This is a genomic window from Corynebacterium sp. TAE3-ERU30 (assembly GCF_019209925.1).
Classification (GTDB): Bacteria; Actinomycetota; Actinomycetes; order Mycobacteriales; family Mycobacteriaceae; genus Corynebacterium; species Corynebacterium megadyptis.
In genome coordinates, this window is record NZ_JAHUTO010000002.1 from 269,896 (window position 1) to 294,134 (window position 24,239).

At 63.0% G+C, this 24,239-nt stretch carries 20 protein-coding genes; 8 read left to right on the top strand and 12 right to left on the bottom strand.

From position 1 onward, the window contains the following. Positions 1-71 precede the first annotated feature (71 nt). The 7 genes from KR227_RS04210 to KR227_RS04240 all read right to left on the bottom strand — a co-directional run bounded on the left by KR227_RS04210 (position 72) and on the right by KR227_RS04240 (position 6,274). Positions 72-1,481 (bottom strand): MFS transporter, encoded by a 1,410-nt coding sequence (locus KR227_RS04210; protein ID WP_218363880.1) that lies wholly within the window; start codon positions 1,479-1,481, stop codon positions 72-74. Beyond that, positions 1,482-1,667 carry a hypothetical protein gene (locus KR227_RS04215; RefSeq protein ID WP_369408538.1) on the bottom strand — a complete coding sequence of 62 codons (186 nt, stop codon included), beginning with the start codon at positions 1,665-1,667 and terminating at the stop codon, positions 1,482-1,484. It abuts the gene before it with no gap. Positions 1,668-1,697: 30 nt separating this feature from the next. Beyond that, positions 1,698-2,351, bottom strand: coding sequence for an imidazoleglycerol-phosphate dehydratase HisB (gene hisB / locus KR227_RS04220; protein WP_225976683.1), 654 nt, complete (start codon positions 2,349-2,351; stop codon positions 1,698-1,700). Between the two features lie 84 nt (positions 2,352-2,435). Next, complete coding sequence (locus KR227_RS04225) at positions 2,436-3,539, bottom strand: histidinol-phosphate transaminase (RefSeq protein ID WP_218363882.1); 1,104 nt, start codon at positions 3,537-3,539, stop codon at positions 2,436-2,438. Between the two features lie 22 nt (positions 3,540-3,561). After that, a complete protein-coding gene (gene hisD, locus KR227_RS04230) occupies positions 3,562-4,878 on the bottom strand; it encodes a histidinol dehydrogenase (protein ID WP_218363883.1) in 1,317 nt (438 codons plus the stop codon). A gap of 142 nt (positions 4,879-5,020) precedes the next feature. After that, positions 5,021-5,587, bottom strand: coding sequence for a hypothetical protein (locus KR227_RS04235; protein ID WP_218363884.1), 567 nt, complete (start codon positions 5,585-5,587; stop codon positions 5,021-5,023). A gap of 6 nt (positions 5,588-5,593) precedes the next feature. Then, positions 5,594-6,274: a hypothetical protein gene (locus KR227_RS04240; RefSeq protein ID WP_218363886.1), complete on the bottom strand. Its 681-nt coding sequence runs from the start codon at positions 6,272-6,274 to the stop codon at positions 5,594-5,596. 101 nt (positions 6,275-6,375) lie between these two features. Between KR227_RS04240 and KR227_RS04245 the strand changes: the two genes are divergently transcribed. From KR227_RS04245 to KR227_RS04275, 7 genes are all read left to right on the top strand, one after another. Next, positions 6,376-7,056, top strand: a complete 681-nt coding sequence (locus tag KR227_RS04245; RefSeq protein ID WP_218363888.1) for a TetR/AcrR family transcriptional regulator — start codon at positions 6,376-6,378, stop codon at positions 7,054-7,056. Positions 7,057-7,065: 9 nt separating this feature from the next. Continuing rightward, positions 7,066-9,705 carry a glycogen debranching protein GlgX gene (glgX, locus tag KR227_RS04250; RefSeq protein WP_218363890.1) on the top strand — a complete coding sequence of 880 codons (2,640 nt, stop codon included), beginning with the start codon at positions 7,066-7,068 and terminating at the stop codon, positions 9,703-9,705. A gap of 198 nt (positions 9,706-9,903) precedes the next feature. Next, the gene (locus tag KR227_RS10900; RefSeq protein ID WP_218363892.1) at positions 9,904-11,106 is read left to right on the top strand and encodes a BRCT domain-containing protein; all 1,203 of its coding nucleotides are present in this window, start codon (positions 9,904-9,906) and stop codon (positions 11,104-11,106) included. Positions 11,107-11,172: 66 nt separating this feature from the next. Further along, positions 11,173-11,835 carry a hypothetical protein gene (locus KR227_RS04260; protein ID WP_218363894.1) on the top strand — a complete coding sequence of 221 codons (663 nt, stop codon included), beginning with the start codon at positions 11,173-11,175 and terminating at the stop codon, positions 11,833-11,835. A 269-nt stretch (positions 11,836-12,104) separates the two neighbouring features. Further along, positions 12,105-14,528: a malto-oligosyltrehalose synthase gene (gene treY, locus KR227_RS04265; RefSeq protein WP_218363896.1), complete on the top strand. Its 2,424-nt coding sequence runs from the start codon at positions 12,105-12,107 to the stop codon at positions 14,526-14,528. Between the two features lie 6 nt (positions 14,529-14,534). Further along, the gene (locus tag KR227_RS04270; protein ID WP_218363898.1) at positions 14,535-15,563 is read left to right on the top strand and encodes a GTP pyrophosphokinase family protein; all 1,029 of its coding nucleotides are present in this window, start codon (positions 14,535-14,537) and stop codon (positions 15,561-15,563) included. A gap of 81 nt (positions 15,564-15,644) precedes the next feature. Next, positions 15,645-15,803 carry a hypothetical protein gene (locus KR227_RS04275; RefSeq protein WP_218363900.1) on the top strand — a complete coding sequence of 53 codons (159 nt, stop codon included), beginning with the start codon at positions 15,645-15,647 and terminating at the stop codon, positions 15,801-15,803. A gap of 85 nt (positions 15,804-15,888) precedes the next feature. Here the strand turns inward: KR227_RS04275 and KR227_RS04280 are convergent, their stop codons facing one another. From KR227_RS04280 to KR227_RS04290, 3 genes are read right to left on the bottom strand one after another with little or no spacing between them, the layout of a single operon-like run. Further along, positions 15,889-16,278 carry an RNA-binding S4 domain-containing protein gene (locus KR227_RS04280; RefSeq protein WP_218363902.1) on the bottom strand — a complete coding sequence of 130 codons (390 nt, stop codon included), beginning with the start codon at positions 16,276-16,278 and terminating at the stop codon, positions 15,889-15,891. A gap of 2 nt (positions 16,279-16,280) precedes the next feature. Further along, a complete protein-coding gene (locus tag KR227_RS04285) occupies positions 16,281-16,508 on the bottom strand; it encodes a hypothetical protein (protein WP_218363904.1) in 228 nt (75 codons plus the stop codon). 59 nt (positions 16,509-16,567) lie between these two features. Continuing rightward, positions 16,568-17,227 carry a YigZ family protein gene (locus KR227_RS04290; protein ID WP_218363906.1) on the bottom strand — a complete coding sequence of 220 codons (660 nt, stop codon included), beginning with the start codon at positions 17,225-17,227 and terminating at the stop codon, positions 16,568-16,570. Positions 17,228-17,333: 106 nt separating this feature from the next. Here KR227_RS04290 and treZ point away from each other — a divergent pair, with 106 nt between their 5' ends. Further along, positions 17,334-19,106 (top strand): malto-oligosyltrehalose trehalohydrolase, encoded by a 1,773-nt coding sequence (gene treZ / locus KR227_RS04295; RefSeq protein WP_218363908.1) that lies wholly within the window; start codon positions 17,334-17,336, stop codon positions 19,104-19,106. A 108-nt stretch (positions 19,107-19,214) separates the two neighbouring features. Here the strand turns inward: treZ and ilvA are convergent, their stop codons facing one another. Together ilvA and dnaE are read right to left on the bottom strand one after the other, a co-directional pair. Continuing rightward, positions 19,215-20,540, bottom strand: a complete 1,326-nt coding sequence (ilvA, locus tag KR227_RS04300) for a threonine ammonia-lyase IlvA (RefSeq protein WP_255549095.1) — start codon at positions 20,538-20,540, stop codon at positions 19,215-19,217. A gap of 139 nt (positions 20,541-20,679) precedes the next feature. Then, a complete protein-coding gene (gene dnaE, locus KR227_RS04305) occupies positions 20,680-24,225 on the bottom strand; it encodes a DNA polymerase III subunit alpha (RefSeq protein ID WP_218363910.1) in 3,546 nt (1,181 codons plus the stop codon). Positions 24,226-24,239 lie beyond the last annotated feature (14 nt).

Genomic DNA, 24,239 nt, shown 5'->3' on the forward strand with positions numbered 1-24,239 from the left:
TGTGCTTATCGACGCCACCCTGCAGCGGCGGGGCGGGTGCATCCACGAATTCTAGCCTGCGGTGGCCGAACCTAGCCGCGCTTCTTGTTTTTCTTTCCCCGCTTCCAGCCGCCGGGGCGTGGGGCACGGCGCAGCAGCGCCTCCACCGGCACGGCACTGGCGCCGACGCGGCGGATCTTGCGCATGCCATAGACGGCTTTGCGGGCCACCGGCACCTGGCGCAGCTGGGCGCGGGTATTGCCGTATTCGGCGATACGATGCCGGCCCATCACCGCATCGGCGTAGCTGATCATCAGCCCCACCACGACCAGGCCGGCGCCGACGATAAAGGCGTCCTGGTAGGCGGCACGGGCGGCCACGATACCGAGCACAAAGGAGCCCATGCCGGTGCCGGTGTCATAGGACATATTCCACAGCGCGGAGGCTTCGGAGACCTTCGAGCGCGGCAGTCGGTTGAACATGGCCAGCAGGGCCTCGTTTTGGATGGCGCCGAAGCCACCACCGAAGGCCAGTGCCGCAAAGAGCAGCAGCCAGCTGGGCCACTCGAAAATAATGATCACGGCGATAGCAACCAGGCCCAGTGCAGAGAGAATCTGGGCGGGGCGCATGGTGGCCCCGGCCTCGCCGCGGCGATCGGCCACCACGCCTGAGAGGAAACGGAAGATCATCTGCGCGCCACCCACGACCGAGAGCACGATACCGGCGATAAAGGCACCCGTGTTGGGGTCCATATCGCGGATCGCGGCCGGCAGGAAGGAGGACACCGCACCGAAGCCCATGGCCACCGTGGAGATGGCGATGGCGGGCACGGTGATGAGTTTCCACGTGGCAACGCGCTGGTTGAAGCCCTCGGACTCCTCTTGGTTATCCGTGACGGGATTGGGCCGCACCGGCGGAATGAGCACGCACAGCGCCGCGCCGGAGACGCCGATCACTGCGGCGATGATATAGACCACCGTGAAGCTGACATTGTCGGCCACCGCGAGACCAATCGGCAAGAAGACCATCTGCGATAAGCCGACGCACACGCCCAGCATGCCAGAGGCCTTACCTAGGAAACGCAGCGGCACGATCTCCGCGATGAGGGCTGCCTGGGCCACCGTGATAGCGCCGAAGCCCACGCCGCGGAGGGCGGAAAAGAGTAGCGCCGGCACCACTGTCATACCCAGCAGGTGGCCGAGGGCGGGCACGCCGAGCATGAATGCCGAGGCCACCATCACCGGCCGGTATCCGAGGGCGCGGATGGCCTGCGGGGTGAAATATTGGGTGAGCACGGTGGCGGCCATGAAGATGGCCGTGGTCGCACCAGCAAGGGCGTCGGAACCACCGGCATCAATAACGGCCAGCGGCACCACCGGCAGCAGAATGGAGAAAGCGCCGAAGGCCGAGCCCACTGCGATGAGCGTGGCAATAAACCCGGGCGACTTCCACATGCTGGGCAGTTCTTCGAGTTCTGCTCGTGAAAGTACCCGAGTGCTCATCTAGGCTCCTAACTCTCCAATCATCCACAACACCCCGCCAGCGAAGCCGATCAGGGCTAATACACCTAAGACTATCGTGAGTACTTTTTGCTCTGCCCTATAGGCCGAGATAGCGCCGCCGACCAGCAAACCAGCCACCATGAACAGCAGATATATCAACCACGAGGTGCCCGTGTCTCGCTGCATATCGGCGGCGGCGAGAACATAAAACTGCATCTACAGGCTTCCCTTAGTCGAGGGCACACCACTGACGCGCGGATCCTTTTCCACCGCCTGGCGCAGGGCGCGGGCCACCGCCTTGTACTCGGCCTCGGTGATGTGGTGGGGGTCGCGGCCATAGTGGCAGCGCACGTGCAGCGCGATGCGCGCATTCAGGGCTAGGGTTTCAAAGAAGTGATGGTTAATCACGGTGGGATAGTGCCCGCCGATCACCGCCGTGAGCATCTGATCCGGCTCCCCCTTCATCACGCAATAGGGGCGGCCGGAGACATCCACGATGCCCTCCACCAGGGACTCGTCCATGGGCAGCTGGCAGGAGCCGAAGCGGCGAATACCGGATTTATCTCCCAGCGCCTCCGCAAAGGCCGTGCCGAGCACGATGCCGGTGTCCTCCACGGTGTGGTGGGCATCGACCTCAATATCGCCCTTGGCGCGCACCTCAAGATCGAAGCTGCCGTGGCTGGCAAAGGCGTGCAGCATGTGGTCGAAGAAGGGCAGCTCGGTGGAAATATCGGCCTTACCGGTGCCATCGAGGTTCAACTCCACCGAGATGGTGGATTCCTGAGTGGCCCGCTCGATGCGAGCGCGACGCTCCTTATCGGCGGTTTCTGCGCTGATGCGCTGATCCCTGCTGTGGCTGAGATCGGGCATGATGTGCTCCTTGGTCTTTACGCCGGCCCCGAGCACTGTGGCTGGGACCGGCATGATGTGCGTGTCGTGTTCTGAGAACTCTGCTTATATATTCTGCTGAATCTCGCGTGCGGCGGCGAGGAAGGCATCATTTTCCTTCGGCAGGCCCACGGTCACGCGCAAGAAACCGTCCACGCCCACGTCCCGGATCAGCACTCCCCGATCCAAGAACTGCTGCCACACCTGGTGGGCATCGGCGAAGCGTCCGAAGAAAATGAAGTTCGAGGAGCTATCAACCACCTCGTAGCCGATCTCCTTCAGCTCTGCGGCCACCCGATCGCGCTCCGCAGCAAGGGTGGCGACCGTGGCCAAAGTGTCCTCGGAGTGCTTCAGCGCCACCACCGCAGCGGACTGGGTGAGCACGGAGAGGTGATAGGGCAAACGAGTAAGCATCACGGCCTCAACAAAAGCGGGCGCGGCCACAAAATAGCCCACGCGGGCGCCAGCGAAGTCGAACGCCTTCGACATCGTCCGCGAGATCACGAGCTTGTCCGGATAGGTATCAAGCAGCGTGGCAGCCGAGGGTTGATCGGAGAACTCCGCATAGGCCTCGTCCACGATCACCACGCCGTCGGTGGCCTCGATGATGGTGGCAATATCCTCCAGCGAGGTCAGCCCACCCGTGGGGTTATTAGGGGTGGTCACAAACACCACGCTGGGTGCGTGCTCGGCGATCGCGGCGAGCGCCCGATCGATATCGATATCGAAATTCTCATCGCGGGGACAATTGAGAAACTCCGTCATGGTCGATTCGGAAAGAATCGGGTGCATGGAGTAGCTCGGCTGGAAGCCCAGGGCGGACCGGCCGGGGCCACCGAAGGCCAGCAGCAATTGCTGCAGCACCTCATTAGAGCCATTGGCCGCCCAGACATTGTCTACGGTGACCTCGACCCCCGTCTGGCGGGAGAAATACTCGGCCAACGCGGTGCGCAGCTCGACGCTGTCTCGCTCCGGGTAGCGGTTGAGTCGCGCAGCATCGGCGGCGAGGCGTTCCTGCAACTCGGCGACGATCGCCTCGGAGGGCGGATAGGGGTTCTCATTGGTGTTGAGTGCGACCGGCACCTCGAGCTGCGGCGCACCATACGGCGATTGCCCGCGCAGGCTATCGCGCAAGGGCAAGTCATTCAGCGAAGGGTGGGAAGCTGCCATGAAGTCTCACGCCTCTTTCTTCTTAGTCGGTGGCTGCGTCGGTGCGGGCCTTGATGGCCTCACCGTGGGCGGGCAGGGCCTCGGCATCGGCGAGGGCGATCACGGCGGGGCCGATCTCGCGCAAGGCCGCGTCGTTGTACTCGATGAGGTTCACGGCCTTCAGGAAGGTGTGGGTAGACAGCCCCGAGCTGTGTCGCGCCGTCCCCGAGGTGGGCAGCACGTGATTGGACCCGGCCGCATAGTCACCCAAGGGCACCGGCGAGTAGGTGCCCACAAAGATCGCCCCCGCGTTGCGAATCTTCTCCGCATCCGCCCGAGACTGGCGGGTGTGCACCTCGAGGTGCTCGGCCGCATAGGCGTCGGCGGCGCGCAGCGCCTCCTCCATGGAATCGACCAGCACAATACCGGACTGGGCGCCACGCAGGGCCTGGGCCACGCGCTCGGAGTTCAGCGTCACGGAATAACGCTGCTCCACCTCGCGGTCGACGGCGGCGGCGAACTCTGCGGAATCAGTAATTAATACAGACGCCGCCATCACGTCGTGTTCGGCCTGGCTGATCAAGTCATAGGCCACTTCCACGGCATTGGCGCTGTCATCGGCGACGATGGCGATCTCGGTGGGGCCGGCCTCGGAGTCGATGCCCACCACGCCGCGCACCAAGCGCTTAGCGGCGGTGACAAAGATATTGCCCGGGCCGGTGATCATATCGACCGGCTCCAGATCGGCGTTGTCATCGCCATAGGCCAGCAAGGCCACCGCTTGGCCACCACCAACAGCCCAGACCTCGTCTACCCCGAGCAGCTCACAGGCAGCCAAGATGGTGGGGTGTGGCCAGCCACCGAACTGCTGCTGCGGCGGGGAGGCCACCACCAGGCTGCTCACCCCGGCCTCTTGGGCGGGGATGACGTTCATCAATACCGAGGAGGGGTAGACGGCATTGCCGCCGGGCACATAGAGCCCGACCCGCTCGACGGGAATGAACTTCTCGGTCACCGTGGCCCCATCGGCCAAGGTCGTGGTGCTGCTCTGCGGAACCTGGGCGGCGTGCACCTGACGAATACGAGAAATGGCCTCGTCGAGGGCAGCACGCACCTGCGGCTCCAGCGAGGCAGCGGCCTCGCGCAGCACCGCCTGTGGCACCCGCACCGACTCGGGACGGATGCCATCAAACTTCTCGCCATAATCTAAGGCCGCGGCGGCGCCGCGCTCCTGGACGTCGGCCACCATGGGAGCGACGGTCTCGATAACAGCACCCACATCAGTGGCACCGCGCGGCAGCGCCTCCCGCAGCTCGCGGGTCGAGGGGGTTGTTCCACGAAGGTCAGTAATCTGCAGCATCGCTCACACACATCTTTCGTTAAATTCATCGGCTGCTCGGCGGGCGTGTGGGGCTATTGTAAGAGCCCACCCTTAACTATCGGCATTCTACGCCCCGTACAGGTGTAGCCCCCCGATACCTCTACCGCAGGAAACACCGCGCTCAGTGCCGGGCCGGTGCGGACTGCTCCGCTGCGGGCTGCTGCTCGCCGACGCCGACGCTCACCCAATAGGACAGCGCCGCCACCCCGGCCGCGGCCACCACGCCCACCCGTCCGGTGAGAGTCACAGCGATCATGGCACTATCCCCCACCTCAACGTCGTGCAGGTCGGGCAGCGGATGGGCGATCATGGCCAGCCAATTACCGAGATCAAAAGCCATCAGGGCGCCGATGGCGGCGCTGCCCACCACGGCTGCCATGGTCCAGAGGCTTGGGGCGGCTGGGCAGCGTCGATAAGCGCCCATGCCCAGCACCATCGCCACCGCGGAACTCGCGATAACCCACAGCGCATACTGCGGAAACTGCTGCGCAATGGCCGCGGCATCGCTGTATACCCGGCCATCAGCGGCCACGGTGACCCGCTGGCCGGGGCGCAGCAGACCCCACGGAAGAGCCCACGCGGCATTGACCCCCACCGCGAAGGCAAAGCTGCCGAGCGCCGTGCGCACAGCGGGGCGCTCGCTCACATAGCGCCGCAGAGAAGACGCGGCGCCAGTCGATCCTGCCATGCCCACCTAGTTACACATGGTCCAGCGGCCATCTTCGCGTTCAAAGCGCATGGTGCTGGTTTCGGCATTCGGGCCGGTCGGAGTGACCTGTGCGCTCGCGGAATCGCCATTGACCTGGATATCGCTGACGTCCTGCACACCAAGGTTGAGATTGGGCTGATCCTGCAGCGACACATCCGGCACCTTCGAGGGATCGCCCGCGGCATAGCCGCCATTGCTTTCAATCACGCGCCGGCAGGTGTTGTTATTGGCATATTCCATAAAGGAGCGCAGGGTGGTCTGCTCGCCCCAGCCGCGCACAAGTTGCTCAATTTCCTGCTTGTCTTTCTCATTGGCCGGCTCTCCACCCTCGATCGGCTGCTGGTCAGGGGCCGCCGCGGCCGCCTGTTGGGCTGCCTGCCGGGCCGCCTCCAGTTGCTCCTGCTGGGCCTGCTGCACCCGCTCGCGCTCATTCTCCGCGGGGGCGTCCTCTGCCTGGTTATCCTCGTTCTCTTCGGCCTTCTCCTCCTCGGAGCGCTCCGGCGTGGCCGTGGAGGTAGAGGTTGTTGTGGTGGTGGATTGGCTACTGCTGCTCGAGGACGAGCTCGGTGCCGAGTCCTCCTCGTCGCGGCTGCAGGCGCTCAAGGTCAAAGGCAGCACCAATAGTGCTGCGACGACGCTCTTCTTGGACAGAGACGCGATGGACACGATAGACAACTTCTCCTCAGTTAAAGGTCTACTACCCGCATAGGCATCTCATCCCGCGGGTCAGTGCTGGATCAACCGTAGCAAACACACCTGACAACCATATGAGAATCCGCGCAGACCAGTCCCAGACTCCGCTGAAAACCATCTCGATGCTTGTCGACGCCACCCGCTCGGCAGAGTTCACTACAGTAATCACTGTGCAACTATCGAAACAGGCGATTATTGACTCCGCCATGACCATCCTGGACACCTTTGGATTGGCCGATATGACCATGCGGCGCGTGGCCACACACCTCGGGGTCGCCCCTGGGGCTTTGTACTGGCATATCCCCTCCAAGCAGGCGCTGATCGCGGAGATCGCCCAGGAGATCCTCGCCCCGGCGTGGGCGGAGATGCCCGCAGAGGGCGTCGATACGCACTGGAGCGAACGCCTCGAGCAGGCGGCCGAGCGGCTGCGGGAATGCCTGAACGCCCACCGCGATGGCGCCGAGATCGTCAGCGCCGCACTTCCCCAACCCGAGCTGGCGGCCCGCGCCGGCGAGATTTTCCGCGCGCATCTGCCGCCGGAGATCCCCGCCGCCCAGCGCGAGGACATGGCAGCAGTATTTCTGCACTACGTGATTGGCGCCGTCTTGGCCGAGCAGTCCACACGCCAACTCACTGAGCTTGCTCACCCGCGCGAAGAATCCCCTTCTCACCTGCACGAGGTGGACTATCGCGGCCGCTTCGATATGGGCGCCCAGCTGCTGGTTAAGGGTATTATCTCGCAATACCGTCTATGATCGTTCCCTATGAGCACTTCTGATCTACCCTTCGAAGTTTGGCCCGGCGATGCCTACCCTCTGGGTTCCACCTACGACGGCGCCGGAACCAACTTCGCCCTCTTTTCCGACATTGCGGAGAAAGTGGAACTCTGCCTCATTGATGCGGATATGAACGAAACCCGCGTCAATATGGAGGAAGTGGATGCCCACATCTGGCACTGCTACCTCCCTGGCGTTCAGCCCGGGCAGCGCTACGGGTATCGCGTGCACGGCCCCTATGACCCCGACAACGGACACCGTTGCGACCCGAACAAACTGCTGGTTGATCCCTACTCCAAGGCTTTCGCTGGGGAATACGATGGCGATCCCTCGCTGTTCTCCTACGACATCTTCAAGCCCGAGGATCCGAACGCCCGCAACACCGAGGACAGCCTGGGCCACACCATGCTGTCGGTCGTGATTAACCCCTTCTTCGACTGGGGCGCAGATCGCGCCCCGGAGGTTCCCTATCACGAGACCGTCATCTACGAAGCCCACGTCAAGGGCATGACGATGACGCACCCCGATGTGCCGGAAAACCTGCGCGGCACCTATGCCGGCCTGGCCCATCCGGCCATCATTGACTACCTCAAGCACCTCGGCGTCACCGCCATCGAGCTGCTGCCGGTCCACCAGTTCTTCCAAGACGATCGCCTGCGCGAGCTGGGCCTACGCAATTATTGGGGCTATAACACCTTCGGCTTTCTCGCCCCGCACGAAGACTATGCCGCCGCCTCTGAGCCGGGCGGAGCCGTGGCCGAGTTCAAGGGAATGGTGCGCAGCTTCCACGAAGCTGGCCTCGAGGTGATCCTCGACGTGGTGTACAACCACACCGCCGAGGGCAACCACATGGGCCCGACCATCTCCTTCCGCGGTATCGACAACGCCGCCTACTACCGGCTGGTGGATGGCGATCGCCGCCACTACATGGACTACACCGGCACCGGTAACTCCCTGAATGTGCGCCACCCGCACTCGCTGCAGCTGATCATGGATTCGCTGCGCTACTGGGTCACCGAGATGCACGTCGATGGCTTCCGCTTCGACCTGGCCTCCACCTTGGCCCGCGAGCTGCACGACGTGGACCGCCTCTCCTCCTTCTTCGATCTGGTTCAGCAGGACCCGATCGTCTCCCAGGTGAAGCTCATCGCCGAGCCGTGGGATGTGGGCGAGGGCGGCTACCAGGTGGGTAACTTCCCGCCGCTGTGGACCGAGTGGAACGGAAAATACCGCGATACCGTCCGCGATTTCTGGCGTGGCGAGCCCGCCACCCTCGGCGAGTTTGCCTCCCGCCTGACTGGCTCCTCCGATCTTTATGCCAATAATGGTCGCCGCCCCACGGCCTCCATTAACTTTGTCACCGCCCACGATGGCTTCACCCTCAATGACTTGGTGAGCTACAACAACAAGCACAACGACGCCAATGGCGAGGGCAATAACGACGGCGAATCCCATAACCGCTCGTGGAACTGTGGCGAAGAGGGCCCCTCCGAGGACCCGCAGGTGCTGCAGCTGCGTGCGCAACAGCGCCGCAACTTCCTCACCACCCTGTTGCTCTCCCAGGGCACGCCGATGCTGGCGCACGGCGATGAGATGGGCCGCACCCAGGGCGGTAACAACAATGTGTACTGCCAGGACAACGAGATCGCCTGGATGGACTGGGAACAGGCCGAGACCAATGCCGATCTGGTGGCCTTTACCAAGCGCCTGCTGAACATTCGCGCCATCCACCCGGTGTTCCGTCGTCGTCGCTTCCTCGCCGGCGGCCCGCTCGGTGATGCGCAGCTGGCCAAGCGCGATATCGCCTGGCTGGTGCCGGATGGCAAGGTGATGAGCCAAGAGGACTGGAACTTCGCCTTCGGCAAGTCGCTCATGGTGTATCTCAATGGCGATGCCATTGCCGAGCCCGATGAGCGCGGCGAGAAGGTCCATGATGATTCCTTCATTTTGTGCTTCAACGCCTATCACGAGGACATCCAGTTCACCGTTCCCGATGAGCAGTTCGGTAAGAGCTGGCGTTTGATCGTGGACACCACCGAGGCCACCGGCTACCCGCTGGAAGAAGAAGTGGTCGAGGCCGGGCAGACCTTCGTGGTTCCCGCCCGCTCCACCTCCATCCTCAAGCAGATCGAGCCGCCAGAGGCCGAGGAGAACCAGGCCAGCGATGACGAGTACGCTCGCCGTCTGCACGCCGTGAACGTGGGCTCCGAGCGCACCAACTACTCCGGTGAACGCCTCGAGCGCGCCCTGCGCGACCGCGATCACCGCATCAAGCAGTCCCAGGCGCGGCTGGCCAAGCTCGCCGAGACCGATCCCGAGAAGGCCAAGGCCAAGCTCGAGCGCGCCAAGGCGAAACTCGAGGAGGCACAGGGCATGGAGGATGCCGAAATCGACGCCCTGAAGGCCGAGGTGGAGGTCCTTATGGCCCAAGCCGAGCAGCATGCCCGTGAGGATTCCGAGAGCGCCGGTGAGCAGCAGGCACAGTCCTACTCCTCCAACGACACCGAGGCCCGTTCGCACACCGATTGGACCGAAGAGCTGGCGGATGCCGAAAAGCGCGCCCACGAGAAGGTCGAGCAGGTAACCCGCGAGACCGCCGAGCGCGTCCAGGAGAACAAGGCCGACTAGCTCAGCACGAGGCCGCCTCAAGCCTGCACCCACGCCCGCGTATGATCGTGACAGACATGTACACGCTCCTCTGCGCGGGCGTCGGCTATGTGCGCGGGGGTGCGGCCAGCCGCCGAGTGCGCGGCCAGGCGCCGGGTGCGCGGCCGCACAGGGCGTGTACGGCCTTGTTAGCGCGAATGAATATAAGGAGCGGGACACGTGGTTGCGGTTCATGGCGGAAATGTGGAATTTGTGGGCACCACGCTCACCTTTCAGCCCAGCGAGCTTGCCCGCGCCCTTCGGGTGCCGGCGCAGTCCTTGCGCCTAGATTCCTCCTGTACATGGCAGCTAGAGGAGCCGACCGCACTCAGCTGCGGCACGCTCACTGTGCGTTCCGATCACGACTGCCTGACGATTACTATTGCACCCAACCACGCCGAGACCGCCCGAGATCTCGTACGGGTACTCACCGGCATCGCCACGGGAGAGGGCATGTCCATTCCCGGCCTGGACTGTGTGCTCGCCAGCGGCGAATTCACCCATGGTGATCCAGGCCAGCTCGAGACGCTGAGCCTCGCACGGGTTCGCGATGGCCGGATAGAAGAAGAGCGCACCCTCGAAGGCGCAGACATTGCCACTCGCTGCAGCGAGTTCTTGGGCCAGGACATCCTGGTGGCCTATAACGCGCAGCCACTCCTGCTGGGTATTGCCCAAGCGGCCCGCCGGGAAGGCGTGGATGCGCCGGAGTGCGAGTTCGGCTGCCTGCTTGCGCTCACCCGCGCCCAGGCCGCCACGGCGGATGCCCCCGCCCAGCAGGTCCGCTTGGGCATGCCCATTGCGGAGACACTCACCCTGCTTGGCGCTGCCACCGCAGACGCCACCGAGCCCGGAGATCTCCGCGCGGTATGGGCGGGATCCTCGCTGCGGCTGGGACGCTGCAGCTCCTCCGGAACAGTGCAGCCCGTACTGCACGATCGTCTAGCCGGTGTCTCCGGCACGAGCGCGCGTGCCGCCGCGAGCACTACCGCTGGGCAGGAGGCATCCGATACGACTGGGGGCGCGAAAGCCAAGGGCTCTGCCAACGCCCCGGCATGGGCCAAGGTGCAGGCCCCCGACTCGGTGCCGGAGGCCAACCCCAACGCCACCAAGGACAACCCGCTGTTTGGCCAGAATGTCACTCTCACTGGCGAGTTCTCCCCCTTTGACAAGGGACAGCTCTGGGAGCGCATCGCCGACTGCGGCGGCACTGTGGGCAAGAACGTGACCAAAAAGACCACCATTCTGGTGTGCGGACCGTGGAATGGGATCACCTCCAAGCAGAAGAAGGCGGAAAAATACCGCGAGCAAGGACAGAGCATCGAATTCTGGGATCAGCCACGGCTGCTGCAGGTGCTCGGCTTAGACGAAGAACCTCCCTTCTAGCCCCCGATAAGGGGTGTGTGCGAGGCCAGCGGAACCTCAACCGCCCTCGGGAGAGTCCACATCACTATGACTCTTCATACGCATCTGATCACGCCCCTTCTCCGGCCGACGGCCTTAGTGCGCCGGGACCATCTCAACAGCGCCCACTTCGCGACATCAGCACCGCTGGTGAATCTGTGCACCACCTTGGCCGCAACTCTCTGCCATGATGGCACCCCGCTCACCCAGCGCGATATCGACTCCCTGCAGATCAGCGTCTCTCGCGCATGGGGCATGGCGGCCACGAATCTCGTCGATGCCGCCCGCACCCCGCGGGGCCTGCGTTTCCTTACGCGCCGGTGCGGGGAGATGACCCAAATCCGCACCCCTCGCTACTCGCCCACTGCGTGGCTGGCCCACCCCACTACCTTCACCATTCTCAATAATCACCTCACCAACCTCCTCGGCAGTGATGTGGTGTTTGTAGCGCTCTCCGATGATCATCTCTTCGCTGTTCCGGTGCGCGCGGCCGCAGGCTTCAGCGATGATTGGATCACTGAGCTTGCACGCATCCACCTGCCGCAGCGCCCCGGAGAGCCCCCGCAGCCGCTCAGCCCGCACGCCCTGCTCTACCAAGACGGCTTTCCACATGAGCTCAACCCGCAGAATATGCCCAGCACGCTCGCGTCCTCCCCGGCCGCGGCGCGGCGGCGCCGCACTATTCCGCTCATGGGAAGCGAAGCAAGCTAGCCCGCGAAGGACCCAGACGTTCGGGACCAGGGTGGGCTGGGGCATGCCCATCCGCAGCAGAACCCGCACGCGGAGCAGAATCGCCCGCGCAGGGCTAGTTCTGCCGCTGCGGGCGCGAGCAGGTCTACACTCATAAGGCACATGTGCGTGTGCGTCTGCTCCGCGATAGTGCTAGCGAATCTCGAGCGCCGTCACTGAGCGAGAACCCGGGCGCGCCGCCTGTACCGTCACGCATTGTGCGATTTCTACAAACTGAGGACTGATTTTTCATGCCCCGTACACCCATTACCTCCACGTATCGCCTCCAGCTGCGCGGCCCGAAAGCCGATGCCCAGGGCCGTGCGTTTGGTTTTGCCGAAGCAGCCGAGGTAGTCCCCTATCTGCATGAGCTGGGTGTCAGCCACGTGTACTGCTCGCCGATCCTGGCGGCGGCACCGGAATCCAATCACGGCTACGATGTGATCGACCCCACCACCGTCAATCCGGAGCTGGGTGGTATCGAGGGCTTCCGCGCGTTGGCGAATGTGGTGCATGAGCACGGCATGGGCCTCGTCATCGATATCGTGCCCAATCACGTGGGCATCGATAATCCCCGCGATAATGCGTGGTGGTGGGATGTACTCAAGCGCGGCCAAGCCTCGGAGTTTGAGTCCTATTTCGATATCGACTGGCACAAGGATAATGGTGCCGGGGGCAAGCTGGGACTGCCGGTACTCGGCGCGGAGGGCGATGAGGACAAGCTCGAGTTCCGCGAGGTCGAGGGCGAGACCGTCCTTGCCTACTATGACAATATTTTCCCCATCGACGAGGGCACACTCAGCGAGGATCCCCTCGAGACGTATCGCCAGCAGCACTATAAGTTGATGTACTGGCGCGACGGGGTGATCAGCTATCGCCGCTTCTTCTCCGTCAATGGCCTCGCCGGCATCCGCCAGGAAGATCCGCTGGTGTTTGAGCACACCCACCGCGTGATCCGCCAGCTCTGCGCCGAGGGGCTTATCGACGGTATCCGGGTGGACCACCCCGATGGTCTCTCCGATCCTTTTGGTTATCTCAAGCGGCTGCGCGATGTGATCGGTGAGGATCGCTGGCTGGTGGTGGAAAAGATCCTCGATGTGCACGAACCGCTCGATGCCCGTCTCGCCGCCGATGGCACCACCGGCTATGACGCCCTGCGCGAGCTCGACGGGGTCTTTCTCAATCGCCGCGCCGAGGATGCACTCTCGATGCTGGCTCTCGAGCAGTCCGGCTCTACCTGGAATCAGGCGGCGATCGATGCAACTGAGCACGCCCTGAAGCGGGATGTGGCTGCCGATGAGCTCTCCGCCGAGGTGCGCCGCCTGGCGCGGGCGCTGCGCCGCGATAACTTCTCCACTGTGGGCGGGCGAGTCTCCGATGAGGAGCTCTTCGACACCATTGTGGACTTGGTGGCCGCCATGCCGGTCTACCGCGCGGACTATCTCTCCTTGTCGCGCGTGACCGCCACGATTGTGGCGGATATGGGCCGACGCTTCCCCTCCCGCCGCAATGCCCTCGACCTCATCTCTGCTGGCCTATTGGCCGATGGCGAGGCCAAGATCCGCTTCGCCCAGGTGTGCGGCGCGGTGATGGCTAAGGGCGTGGAGGACACCACCTTCTACCGCGCCTGCCGTTTGGTGGCACTGCAGGAGGTGGGCGGCGCCCCGGGGCGTTTCGGTGTCTCCGCCGCGGAGTTCCATCTTTTGCAGCAGGAGCGCAGCGTGCTGTGGCCGAAGGCCATGACCACCCTGACCACGCATGACACCAAGCGCGGCGAGGACGTGCGCGCCCGTATCCTCTCCATTTCTGAGACTCCCACCGAGTTCGCAGAATTAGTGCGCGAGGTCTTGGCGCTCACCCCTGCCCCGGATTCCCAGACTGGGCTCTTTTTGCTGCAGAACCTGCTGGGTATCTGGCCGGAAGACGGCGAGGTATCCGATTCTCTCGTGGAGCGTTTCCACGCCTATGCGGAAAAGGCGATGCGCGAGGCCAGTGTGCACACCACCTGGACTGATCCGGATGCCCAGTTCGAAGATTCCATTCACAATTGGATCGATGCGCTCATCCAGGGCCCCGCCACCCCGCTGATCACCGCCTATGTGCAGCGGCTGGCGCCCTCGGCACGGGTGCTCTCGGTGGGCCGTAAACTTCTGCAGCTCATCGGCCCCGGCATCCCGGACATCTACCAGGGCAACGAGTTCTTCGATGATTCCCTCGTGGACCCAGATAATCGCCGCTTCGTCGACTACACCAAGCGCGAACAGTGCCTGCAGATGCTGATCGAGCAGGGACTGCGCACCGAGGAGGGCACCGCGCTTATCGACGCCACCCCCGACCTGGTGAAGCTCGCCGTGGTGCACGAGTCCTTGACTCTGCGCCGGGAGCACCCGGATTACTTCATCAACGCCGACTACCAGTCGGTATTCGCCCAAGGTGTGGCGGAGAATCACCTCGTGGGCATGGCCCGCGGCGATGGGGAACGCAATGTGGATGTGATTGCGGTGGCCACCCGCACCCCGCTGCTCTTGGACGCTGACGGCGGCTGGCGCGACACCACCATCACTCTGCCCGACGGCACTTGGCAGGACCGCTTCACGGGGCGCCAGTGGCAGGGCACCATCGCCGTCGCGGATCTTTTCGCCACCTTGCCGATCGCGTTGCTGGAAGGTATCTAAAACGGAGTGAGCACTGAACCTGTTTCCGAGGGTGACATCGTACACACCCCCGAGCACATATCTGCCCTCAGCGACACCTATACGCAGTGGTGCGCTGCGCATCCCGATGCGGCGGAACGCTTTCAAGATGTGATCGAGGATCTGCTCACCGATGGCGGTATCACCTATGACCGGGTGGTGGCGCGGGTGAAACAATGGCCCTCCTTAGAGGCGAAAGCCTATAAGCGGGATGCCGAGGGCGAGTGGGTGTATCCGCATCCCTGGGACGATATTCATGACATTCTCGGGGTGCGGGTCACCACGTTTTATTCCACCGAGATTCCCATCGTGATCGACATGCTGGGCGGGCATTTTCATGTGCTGCGCTCGATCGATAAAACTGCGCAGACGCGGGTGAGCGGTAGTTTCGGCTATGGCAGCCACCACCTGGTGGTGCGGGTTCCTTCCGATCACGACGATCTGGAAGATTTCGCCGGGCTGACCTTCGAGGTGCAATTGCGTACCGTGCTGCAGCATGCGTGGGCCGAGTTCGAGCACGATATCCGCTATAAAGCCTCCGGGGCCACTGTGGATCCGCGGGTGGATCGCGCTTTTACTCTCGCCGCCGGGCTGATTGAGTTGGCCGATCAGCAATTTGATCAGATAGCGAGCATCCAGAATCCCTCCCCGGAGCCGGGCGATGATGTTGCCTTGACTGCGATCACCTTGCCCGGCGTGCTGGCCATTTTGTTGGGCTCGCAGTTCCCGCGTTCTAAATCCGAGCACTATCCGTGGCTGGAAGAGCTCCTCAAGCGCAATGGTGTCACCACCGTCGCCGAGTTGAAGGAGCTGGTGAACGCATCCGCGATTGCGCGGCTGCGGCGACGGTTGGACTACCGTTTCCAACCCAGCCAGGTGCGCATCGTGGACGATCTGCTGCTCGATCGCTTCGGCGAAGAGCACATTGCCCGCACTGATTCCACCGGTAACCGCGCTGCTCAGCGGCCACATCGCCTCGCCCGCCGCTTGAAGCGGCTGCGCCGCGAGGACACCTAGGGGCTTCTCCACCGTAGGTTCGGTGGGCTAGACTGGCGGCTGGTACATACCCCATCCGACTAGTGCAAGGAGACGATCGAGATGGATAGTTTTGCAGAGCAGTTCCCTGTTGCCGCTGACATGGTGCACGTGTGGGCGCTGCGGGCAGCCGATTTCTTCCGCGAGTTCGGGATCGATATCCCGCCCGCTGAGTGGGGCATGGACGATCTGGACGCTGTTGTGGGAAGCGTGGAGTTCTAGCTTTTCAGCGGCTATCACCAGCGCCGCACTGGACGAAGGACATCACTGTTCTTCTTCCGGTGCGGCGCTTATGTGTATTGCAGAGCTATAGCTCGTCGCTGCGGCCACGCAGGCGATCGAGTTGGCGGCGTTCTTTCTTCGTGGGGCGGCCGGCGCCACGGTCGCGGCGCGGTTGCGAGACCAAGATTTCTCGCGGCGGAGGCGGCGGGGAATGATCCACATAGCAGGTGCGGGCGATGGTGGCGCTGACGCGTTTTTTGAGAGTCTGCGTGACCTCAAGCTCAAGGTTGCGGTGCTCCACCCACACGCTGACGCGGTCTCCCGGCGCGACGAGTTGGGAGGGTTTGGCCGTGGTGCCATTGATCTTGACATGCCCGGCTTTGCACGTCGCCCCGGCACGGGTGCGAGTTTTGACGATGCGGACAGCCCAGATCCATGCGTCGATACGCACGGGCTCGCTACTGGGGGAGGTCACAGCTAATTCAGGTCCCGGTGGTTGATGATTTTGTGCACGCGCCAAGCGTTATAAGACGCTCCCGCGACCGCGCAGATAAACACCAGCATCGCCAGCGTTGAGCCGATAATAAGCCCGGCAATGGCCGCACCGGTACCACCGATGCCCCAGATAGCCGCGTTGCGGGAGTATTGCCGAACCGCTCGTTTGCGCCGTTCGACGGGGTTATTGGGGTAGCGCTGCATACTCATGCACCCAATAGTACCCACTGCCCTGGCCGCACAAGCAGCGCGGGCACGGGCGTGTGCAGCTACTTTCGCTGCGGCGTGTCTACCCACATGGTGCCGTCCCGCTGGGCCTCCACCGTGCCGCCGGTGAGCTGGGCGATCAGTGTCTGAGCCCGCTCCTCGTCCGCCGGGTCGAGAGCAAGGCTCAACGCCACCCCTTGAGCGGTGTATTCCGGATCGAGCACCGTCAGCTCGAAGCCATGCGGATAGCGCAGTTCTGCCTCGATTTTTCCGGCGGTGGCGTGATCGAGCTCCAGCCGCAGCAGCAGCCGTTCCGCCCTTTCGACCACGTGGACATTCTCCATGGCGCAGTGCACCGCCTGCCCATAGGCGCGCACCAGCCCGCCGGTGCCCAGCTTTATTCCACCGAAGTAGCGCACCACCACGGCCACAACGTTCTGCAGGCCGGTGCCGCGCAGCACATCGAGCATGGGCATTCCGGCGGTGCCGGAGGGCTCGCCATCATCGCTGGAGCGCTCCACCGGCTGAGCGCCGTCCACGTGGAGGATAAAGGCGTGACAATGGTGGCGGGCATCCGGGTAGTCGGAGACGCAGCGCGCGATAAAGGCGCGGGCATCTGCTTCGCTGTCGGCGCGGGCGATCAATCCGATAAAACGGGAGCGCTTTTCTTCAAATTCTGCCTCTGCGGGCGCCTCGATGCTCTCTGCTGGCAGCTGGTACATAGGTGACATTCTTGCATTAGTCCGCGCGCTCGACCGCATTGTCCCGCCCCGATGTGCCCGCTCGGTGCGGCGGTGCTGGCCGGGGTGGTTGCTACAGTGGACAAGCATGAAAACTTTTAGCGTATGGGCCCCGTATGCACGTGCCGTGTCGTTGCTTGTCCACCCCGGCGGAGATTCCTCCCGGGAGCGCATCATCGAGCTGCACCGCGATCCCCATCGCAGAGACGTCTACACCACCTCGGAGATCAGCCCCAGCCCGGGCGATCGTTATGGGTTCATCCTCACCACAGACAATGAGGAGGCCGAGGGTGGCGTCGATAAGCTCGGGCCCCTGCCCGATCCCCGCTCCCACGCTCAACCGGATGGGGTGCATGGCCTCAGCGCCGTCGTGGATCACGATTATCCCTGGGAGGACCAGGCGTGGACCGGCCGCAGCCTGCCCGGCCAGGTACTCTACGAGCTGCATGTGGGCACTTTCAGCCCCGAGGGCACCTTCACCGGCGTGATCAATAAGCTCGATCACCTTGTTGATCTCGGTGTCACGGCGATTGAGCTGATGCCCGTGCAGCCCTTCGGGGGCAACCGCAACTGGGGCTATGATGGCGTGTCGCTGCACGCGGTCCACGCCGGCTATGGCGGACCCGATGGGCTGAAGGCGCTTGTCGACGCCGCCCACCGCCGCGGCATCGCCGTGGTGCTGGACTGCGTGTACAACCACTTTGGCCCAGAAGGTAACTATGTGGGCGCCTTTGGCCCCTACACCTCGGGAGGCTCCACCGGCTGGGGCGAGGTGGTCAACCTCAACGGGGAAGATTCCGATGAGGTGCGGCGCTACGTCCTCGACGCTATCGAGCACTGGCTGCGCGACTATCACATCGACGGGGTGCGCCTGGACGCGGTGCAGGCCCTCGACGATCCGGGCGCGGTACCGATTTTGGAGGAGATCTCCGAAGTGGCGCGCCGCGTCGAGGCAGAGACTGGAATCTCGCGGTTCATGATCGCCGAATCCGATCAAAATGACCCCCGCCTGGTCACCGCGAAAGAAGCGGGCGGCTATGGCCTCGATGCGCAGTGGATCGACGATATCCACCACGCCCTCCACTCCCTCGTCAGCGGCGAGCAGCACACCTACTACACAGACTTTGGCGATACCGCCACCCTGGCGAATGCGCTGGAGGAGGTCTTCGTGCACACCCGCTGGCATTCCACGTTCCGCCGGAAGCGCCACGGCCGCCGCCTCCACACCGATGTGATTCCCGCCAGCCGCTTTGTCACCTACACCACCACCCACGACCAGGTGGGCAACCGCTGCCAGGGCGATCGCCCCAGCCAGAACCTCACCCCTGCCCAGCAGGTGCTCAAGGCCGCCACAATCTACCTCTCCCCCTATACCCCGATGCTCTTTCAGGGCGAGGAGTTCGGCGCCACCACGCCCTTCCAGTTCTTCGTCTCCCACGGCGATGAGGAGCTGCTGCGCCTGACCGCGGAGGGCCGTTTGCGAGAATTCGCCAGCGCTGGGTGGGATCCCGAAGACGTACCCAACCCGGCTGAGGAGGACACCTTCCTGCGCTCCAAGCTGAACTGGGACTTCGATGCCACCCAACACCGCATCATGGAGGCCTATCGCACACTGCTGCGGCTGCGCCGCAGCTGCGGCCTCGCCGATCCGTGGCTCGAGCACATGGAGGTCAGCTGCGATGAGCAGTGGGTGGCCATGGACCGCGGCGAGTACGTATTTGTGGGCAACTACTCCGAACGTGAGGCCCACGTCCCCTTCGGCGGCACCCTCGTCTACTCCTTCACCTCCCCCGAGGTGGGCGAAACCCACACCACGCTCGGCCCCTGGGAGTTCGCGCTGATCAAGGCGGATAAAAGCTAGGACGAGCCGGTAGCACTACGCATCAACGCCACCTCTCCTCCGTGCCGAGGGCACGAACTGGGAGCAGGTGGCGTTGTTATGGGCTAGGCCTGGGCCGCGTCCTCAGAACTACACCAAGAACTGGTATTCCGGCGACTCTGGGGTGAGCATGGTGCACTTCATGCGGGAGGCATCCATGCGCTCGAGGAGAGGATCGAGATCGCGGGCGCGGGAGAGCTGCAAGCCCACCAACGCGGTGCCGGTTTCTCGGTTATTGCGCTTGAGGTACTCGAATCGGGTGATGTCATCATCCGGGCCGAGAATATCGGTGACAAAGCTGCGCAACTGGCCGGGCTCTTGGGGAAAATCAACCAAAAAGTAGTGCTTGAGGCCGCGGTGCACCAACGAGCGCTCCACGATCTCGCTATAGCGCAACACATCGTTATTGCCGCCAGAGATGATGCACACCACGATCTCGCCGGGCTTGAGGGCGACGTCGAAAAGCCCCGTCACAGACAAAGCACCGGCGGGCTCGGCGATGATTCCCTCGTTTTGGTACAGCCCCAGCATCTGGGTGCACACCGCGCCTTCATTGGCGGAGATCATGTGCACGCGCGAGCGGTTGCGATCAATGATGCGATAGTTGAGATCGCCGACGCGCTTCACGGCCGCGCCGTCGATAAACGGATCGACCGTGGGCAGCGTGGTGGGCCCCTTGTTCTCGAGGGCGGCCTGCATTGAGGCGCCCGTCTCCGGCTCCACACCAACGATCGCGGTGGTGGGCGCCATATCGGCCAGATAGCTGACCACCCCGGCCAGCAATCCGCCGCCACCCACCGGCACCACGACGGTGTCCGCCGATTTGCCCATGGCGGTGAGCTGGGCGAGAATCTCGGCGGCCACGGTGCCCTGGCCGATGATGGTGTCGCGGGCATCGAAGGGCTCCACGAGGGTGGCGCCGGTCTCCTTGGCATCGGCCTTCGCCGCCGCCGAGGCGGCGTCATAGGTATCGCCAATCTGGATGACCTCGACGAAGTCGCCGCCGTGCACGCGGATGCGCTTGAGCTTCTGCTTCGGGGTTTGCTCCGGCACATAGATGCGGCCGGTGATGCCGAGGGTGCGGCACGCATAGGCCACGCCTTGCGCGTGATTACCAGCGGAGGCGGCCACGATCCCGGCGGCACGATGCGCGTCATCGAGCTGCGAGATGTTGTTATAAGCGCCGCGGATCTTATAGGAGCGCACGTCCTGGAGATCTTCGCGCTTCAGATACACCTCCGCGCCGGTGAGCTCGGACATGCGGGGGCTGTACTGCAGCGGGGAGGGACCCAACACGGTGGAAATTCGCGCCTGCGCCATTTGAATATCGGACGCGTGAATCTCCAGAGATGCAAGCTCGTGCGTCGCGGTGTCAGCTGGCGTGGGCGCGTCAGTCGCGCTGTGGTGATCCGTCATGCAGCAAGATTCTAGCGCCTCGCGCTATCGCCTTTGTGCTCCCCTCCCCTAGAGCGCAGAAAACGCCACCCTTCAGGACCATCGCAGAGGCGCGCGCGATGGTGGCTGGAGGGTGGCGTCGATAAGCGACATCGGGACGCTAGGCCAGAATGCCGGGCCCCATCTCTGCCTTGAGATCTCCCATCAAGCTGGGGGTACGGTTCACGCGCAAGTGATCGCCGAGCACCATCATCGTGGTTTCCTCGCCGCACTCGAGCGTGAGATACACATCGGATTCGCCCTTATTGGCCTGCAGCACACCCTTCAAACGGGAAATATTCGCAATCGTGCACTGATCGGCGCGCATGCGCAGCCGCAGCGGAATACCATTGCCACTTCCCGCAAGATCGGGCTGTTTCATGTCATCGCAGAAGATCGACTGGCGCTCATCCTTTTCGGAAATGTGCGCCTTCACCAACACGATGCTGTCCTCAGCGATCATGCCGCTGACCAAGGCGTAGACCTTGTTAAACACCAGCACCTCGAGCTGGGCGCCGATGTGGTCCTCAATCGTGATAATCACCCAGGGCGAGCCATCGCGCTTCGAGAAACGACGGTCCACCTTGGAAATAATGCCGCCGATGGTCACCTCTTGTCCGTGGCGCACATTGCGCTCCAAGATGTCGGTGAATGCCGTATCAGTTTGCAGCGCCAGCGCGTCCTCGAAACCGTCCAGCGGGTGGCCGGAGACATACAGGCCGAGCATTTCCCTTTCGAGGGCGAGCTGCTGCTTTTTATCCCAATTCTGGTCCGGCACCTCGATCTCGAAGATCGTGGTGTCCTCGGCGCCATCGCCCAGGCTGGCAAAGAGATCGAACTGGCCCTTGGCCACCGCCTTCTTGGTGGAGGAAACACCATCGACTGCTTCTTCGTGAATCAGCATCAGGCCTTTACGGGGATGGCCCAAGGAGTCGAAAGCGCCCGCCTTGATCAGCGACTCGGTCACGCGCTTGGTGCACGCCACGGTATCGATTTTGTCCAAATAGTCGGAAAAAGAGGTGAAACTTCCCTTTTCTTCCCGCGCGGCAATGATGGAATCCACCACTTCCTCGCCCACATTGCGCACCGCGCCCAAACCGAAGCGGATGTCCTTGTCCACCGATTGGAAGGTCAGCTTGGAATCGTTCACATCCGGCGGGAACACGTGAATACCAAGGTGGCGGCAATCGGCCAGGTACACGGCCGACTTGTCCTTGTTATCCGAGACCGAGGTGAGCAGCGCCGCCATGTACTCAGAGGTGTAGTTCGCCTTGAGATAGCCCGTCCAAAACGAGACCAGGCCATAGCCCGCGGCGTGCGACTTATTGAACGCATAGGAGGCGAAGGGCTCGATGGTATCCCACAGTGCCTTGATGGCCTCCGAGGAATAGCCGTTTTCTTTCATCCCCTTCTCGAAGGTGATGAACTCCTTCGCCAGCACCTCGGGCTTCTTCTTACCCATGGCTTTACGGAAACTATCCGCTTGGCCGGCCGAGTAATTGGCCACTTTCTGCGAGATACGCATGATCTGCTCTTGGTAGACGATCAGACCATAGGTGTCTGCGAGAATTTCCTTCAGCGGCTCGTCCAGCTCGGGGTGGATCGGCTCGATGGGTTTGCGCCCATTCTTACGATCCGCGTAGGCCAAGTGCGCGCCCACACCCATGGGTCCGGGGCGATAGAGCGCGAGCGCCGCGACGATATCGTCGAAGTTTGTTGGTTTCATGCGCTTAAGCAGTTCGCGCATACCGGAGGAGTCCAGCTGGAACACGCCGAGAGTATCGCCGCGGGAGAGCAGCTCATAGGTTGGCTCGTCCTCGGTGCTGAGGTTTTCCAAATCCAGATCTTCGCCGCGGTTTTCCTTGATGTTTTCTAGGGCGTCACCGATGACGGTGAGGTTGCGCAGCCCCAGAAAGTCCATTTTCAGCAAACCGATGGCTTCGCAGGCAGGATAATCCCAGCCGGTGATGATGGCGCCGTCGGAGCGCTTCCACATCGGAATGTGATCCATCAGCGGCACCGAAGCCATAATCACCGCACAGGCGTGCACGCCCGCTTGGCGCACCACGCCCTCGAGGCCGCGGGCGGTCTCATAGATCTGCTTCACATCCGGATCGGACTCAATGAGTGAGCGCACCTCCCCGGCTTCCTCGTAGCGCTCGTGCTCGGGGTCGGTGATACCGGCCAAGGGAATATCCTTCGCCATGATCGCCGGCGGCAGGGCCTTGGTGATGCGGTCCGCGATCTGATAGCCGGGCTGGCCAAACTGCACGCGCGCCGAGTCCTTCAGCGCCTGCTTGGTTTTCACCGTGCCGAAGGTGATCACCTGCGCCACTTTGTCCTCGCCCCAGCGGTCAGCGGCATAGCGCACCATTTCGCCGCGGCGGCGATCGTCGAAGTCGATATCGATATCGGGTGCGGAGGGACGCTCCGGGTTGAGGAAGCGCTCGAACAGCAGATCATGCTCGATCGGGTCAATATTGGTGATCGTCAGCGCATAGGCCACCAAGGAGCCTGCGGCCGAACCACGGCCCGGCCCCACGCGGATACCGACAGAGCGGGCGTGCTTGATCAGTTCCGCCACGATGAGGAAGTAGGAGGGATAGCCCTTCATGTCGATCACTTCGACCTCGTATTGGGCGCGGTCGATATAGTCCTGCGGCACCTCTCCACCAGGGAAGCGGTTACGCAGGCCCTCAAGCACCTCGTGCTGCAGCCACGACGTCGGGGTTTCACCCTCCGGCACATCGGCGATCGGCATGCGATCGTGCGGATGCGGCTCCCAGATTTCGCTGTAATCTTCTACGCGCTCCGCGATCCACAGCGTGTTGTCGCAGGCCTTGGGCACCAGAGTGTCCCAGGTGTCGCGCATCTGATCGGCGCTTTTAATGTAGTAGCCGGTGCCGCCGAATTTGAAGCGATCTTCATCGTGCAGGGTCTTGCCGGTCTGCACGCACAGCATCGCCTCGTGGGCCTTGGCCTGGGATTCGAGCACATAGTGGCAGTCATTGGTCACCAGCGGCGGCAGCTGGAGCTTCTGCCCAATTTCGAGCAGTTCCCGTCGGACCCGCTTTTCGATATCGAGCCCGTGGTCCATGAGCTCGAGGAAGAAGTTGTCTTTGCCGTAAATGTCTTGCCACATGGCGGCCGCCTCGAGGGCCTGATCGAACTGCCCGAGACGCAAACGGGTTTGCACGTCTCCGGAGGGGCAGCCGGTGGTGGCGATAATGCCCTCGGCGCGCTCGGCGATCAGATCGGCGTCCATGCGCGGCCACTTACCCAATTGGCCTTCATAGGAGGCCATTGAGGAGAGATAGAAAAGATTCTTCAACCCGGTGGCGTTTTCCGCAATCATCGTTTGGTGCAAATACGCGCCCGAGGCGGAGACGTCATCCGATTTTTGGTGCGGCTCGCCCCACCGGATGCGCTGTTTATTAAAGCGCGACTCCGGGGCCAAATAGGCCTCCACGCCGATGATCGGCTTGATGCCCATATCGGTCATCTTGCGATAAAACGCATCAGAGCCGTACATGTTGCCGTGATCGGTCATGCCCACGGCCGGCATGCCCTGACGCTTGACCTCCTCAGCGAGCAGGTCGATCTTGGCCATGCCGTCCAGCATGGAAAACTCTGTGTGATTATGCAGATGAACGAAGGATGAGCCCATAGTGTCACGATTCT

Bases quoted from the DNA above. Each gene is read 5' to 3' on its own strand.
- KR227_RS04285 (WP_218363904.1), bottom strand. From the start codon at position 16,508: ATGAGTATGCAGCGCTACCCCAATAACCCCGTCGAACGGCGCAAACGA.
- ilvA (WP_255549095.1), bottom strand. From the start codon at position 20,540: ATGACGGATCACCACAGCGCGACTGACGCGCCCACGCCAGCTGACACC.
- KR227_RS04215 (WP_369408538.1), bottom strand. From the start codon at position 1,667: ATGCAGCGAGACACGGGCACCTCGTGGTTGATATATCTGCTGTTCATG.
- treZ (WP_218363908.1), top strand. From the start codon at position 17,334: ATGAAAACTTTTAGCGTATGGGCCCCGTATGCACGTGCCGTGTCGTTG.
- hisB (WP_225976683.1), bottom strand. From the start codon at position 2,351: ATGCCCGATCTCAGCCACAGCAGGGATCAGCGCATCAGCGCAGAAACC.
- hisD (WP_218363883.1), bottom strand. From the start codon at position 4,878: ATGCTGCAGATTACTGACCTTCGTGGAACAACCCCCTCGACCCGCGAG.
- KR227_RS04235 (WP_218363884.1), bottom strand. From the start codon at position 5,587: ATGGCAGGATCGACTGGCGCCGCGTCTTCTCTGCGGCGCTATGTGAGC.
- KR227_RS04275 (WP_218363900.1), top strand. From the start codon at position 15,645: ATGGATAGTTTTGCAGAGCAGTTCCCTGTTGCCGCTGACATGGTGCAC.
- KR227_RS04290 (WP_218363906.1), bottom strand. From the start codon at position 17,227: ATGTACCAGCTGCCAGCAGAGAGCATCGAGGCGCCCGCAGAGGCAGAA.
- dnaE (WP_218363910.1), bottom strand. From the start codon at position 24,225: ATGGGCTCATCCTTCGTTCATCTGCATAATCACACAGAGTTTTCCATG.
- KR227_RS04260 (WP_218363894.1), top strand. From the start codon at position 11,173: ATGACTCTTCATACGCATCTGATCACGCCCCTTCTCCGGCCGACGGCC.
- KR227_RS04225 (WP_218363882.1), bottom strand. From the start codon at position 3,539: ATGGCAGCTTCCCACCCTTCGCTGAATGACTTGCCCTTGCGCGATAGC.
- KR227_RS04210 (WP_218363880.1), bottom strand. From the start codon at position 1,481: ATGAGCACTCGGGTACTTTCACGAGCAGAACTCGAAGAACTGCCCAGC.
- glgX (WP_218363890.1), top strand. From the start codon at position 7,066: ATGAGCACTTCTGATCTACCCTTCGAAGTTTGGCCCGGCGATGCCTAC.
- treY (WP_218363896.1), top strand. From the start codon at position 12,105: ATGCCCCGTACACCCATTACCTCCACGTATCGCCTCCAGCTGCGCGGC.
- KR227_RS04245 (WP_218363888.1), top strand. From the start codon at position 6,376: ATGAGAATCCGCGCAGACCAGTCCCAGACTCCGCTGAAAACCATCTCG.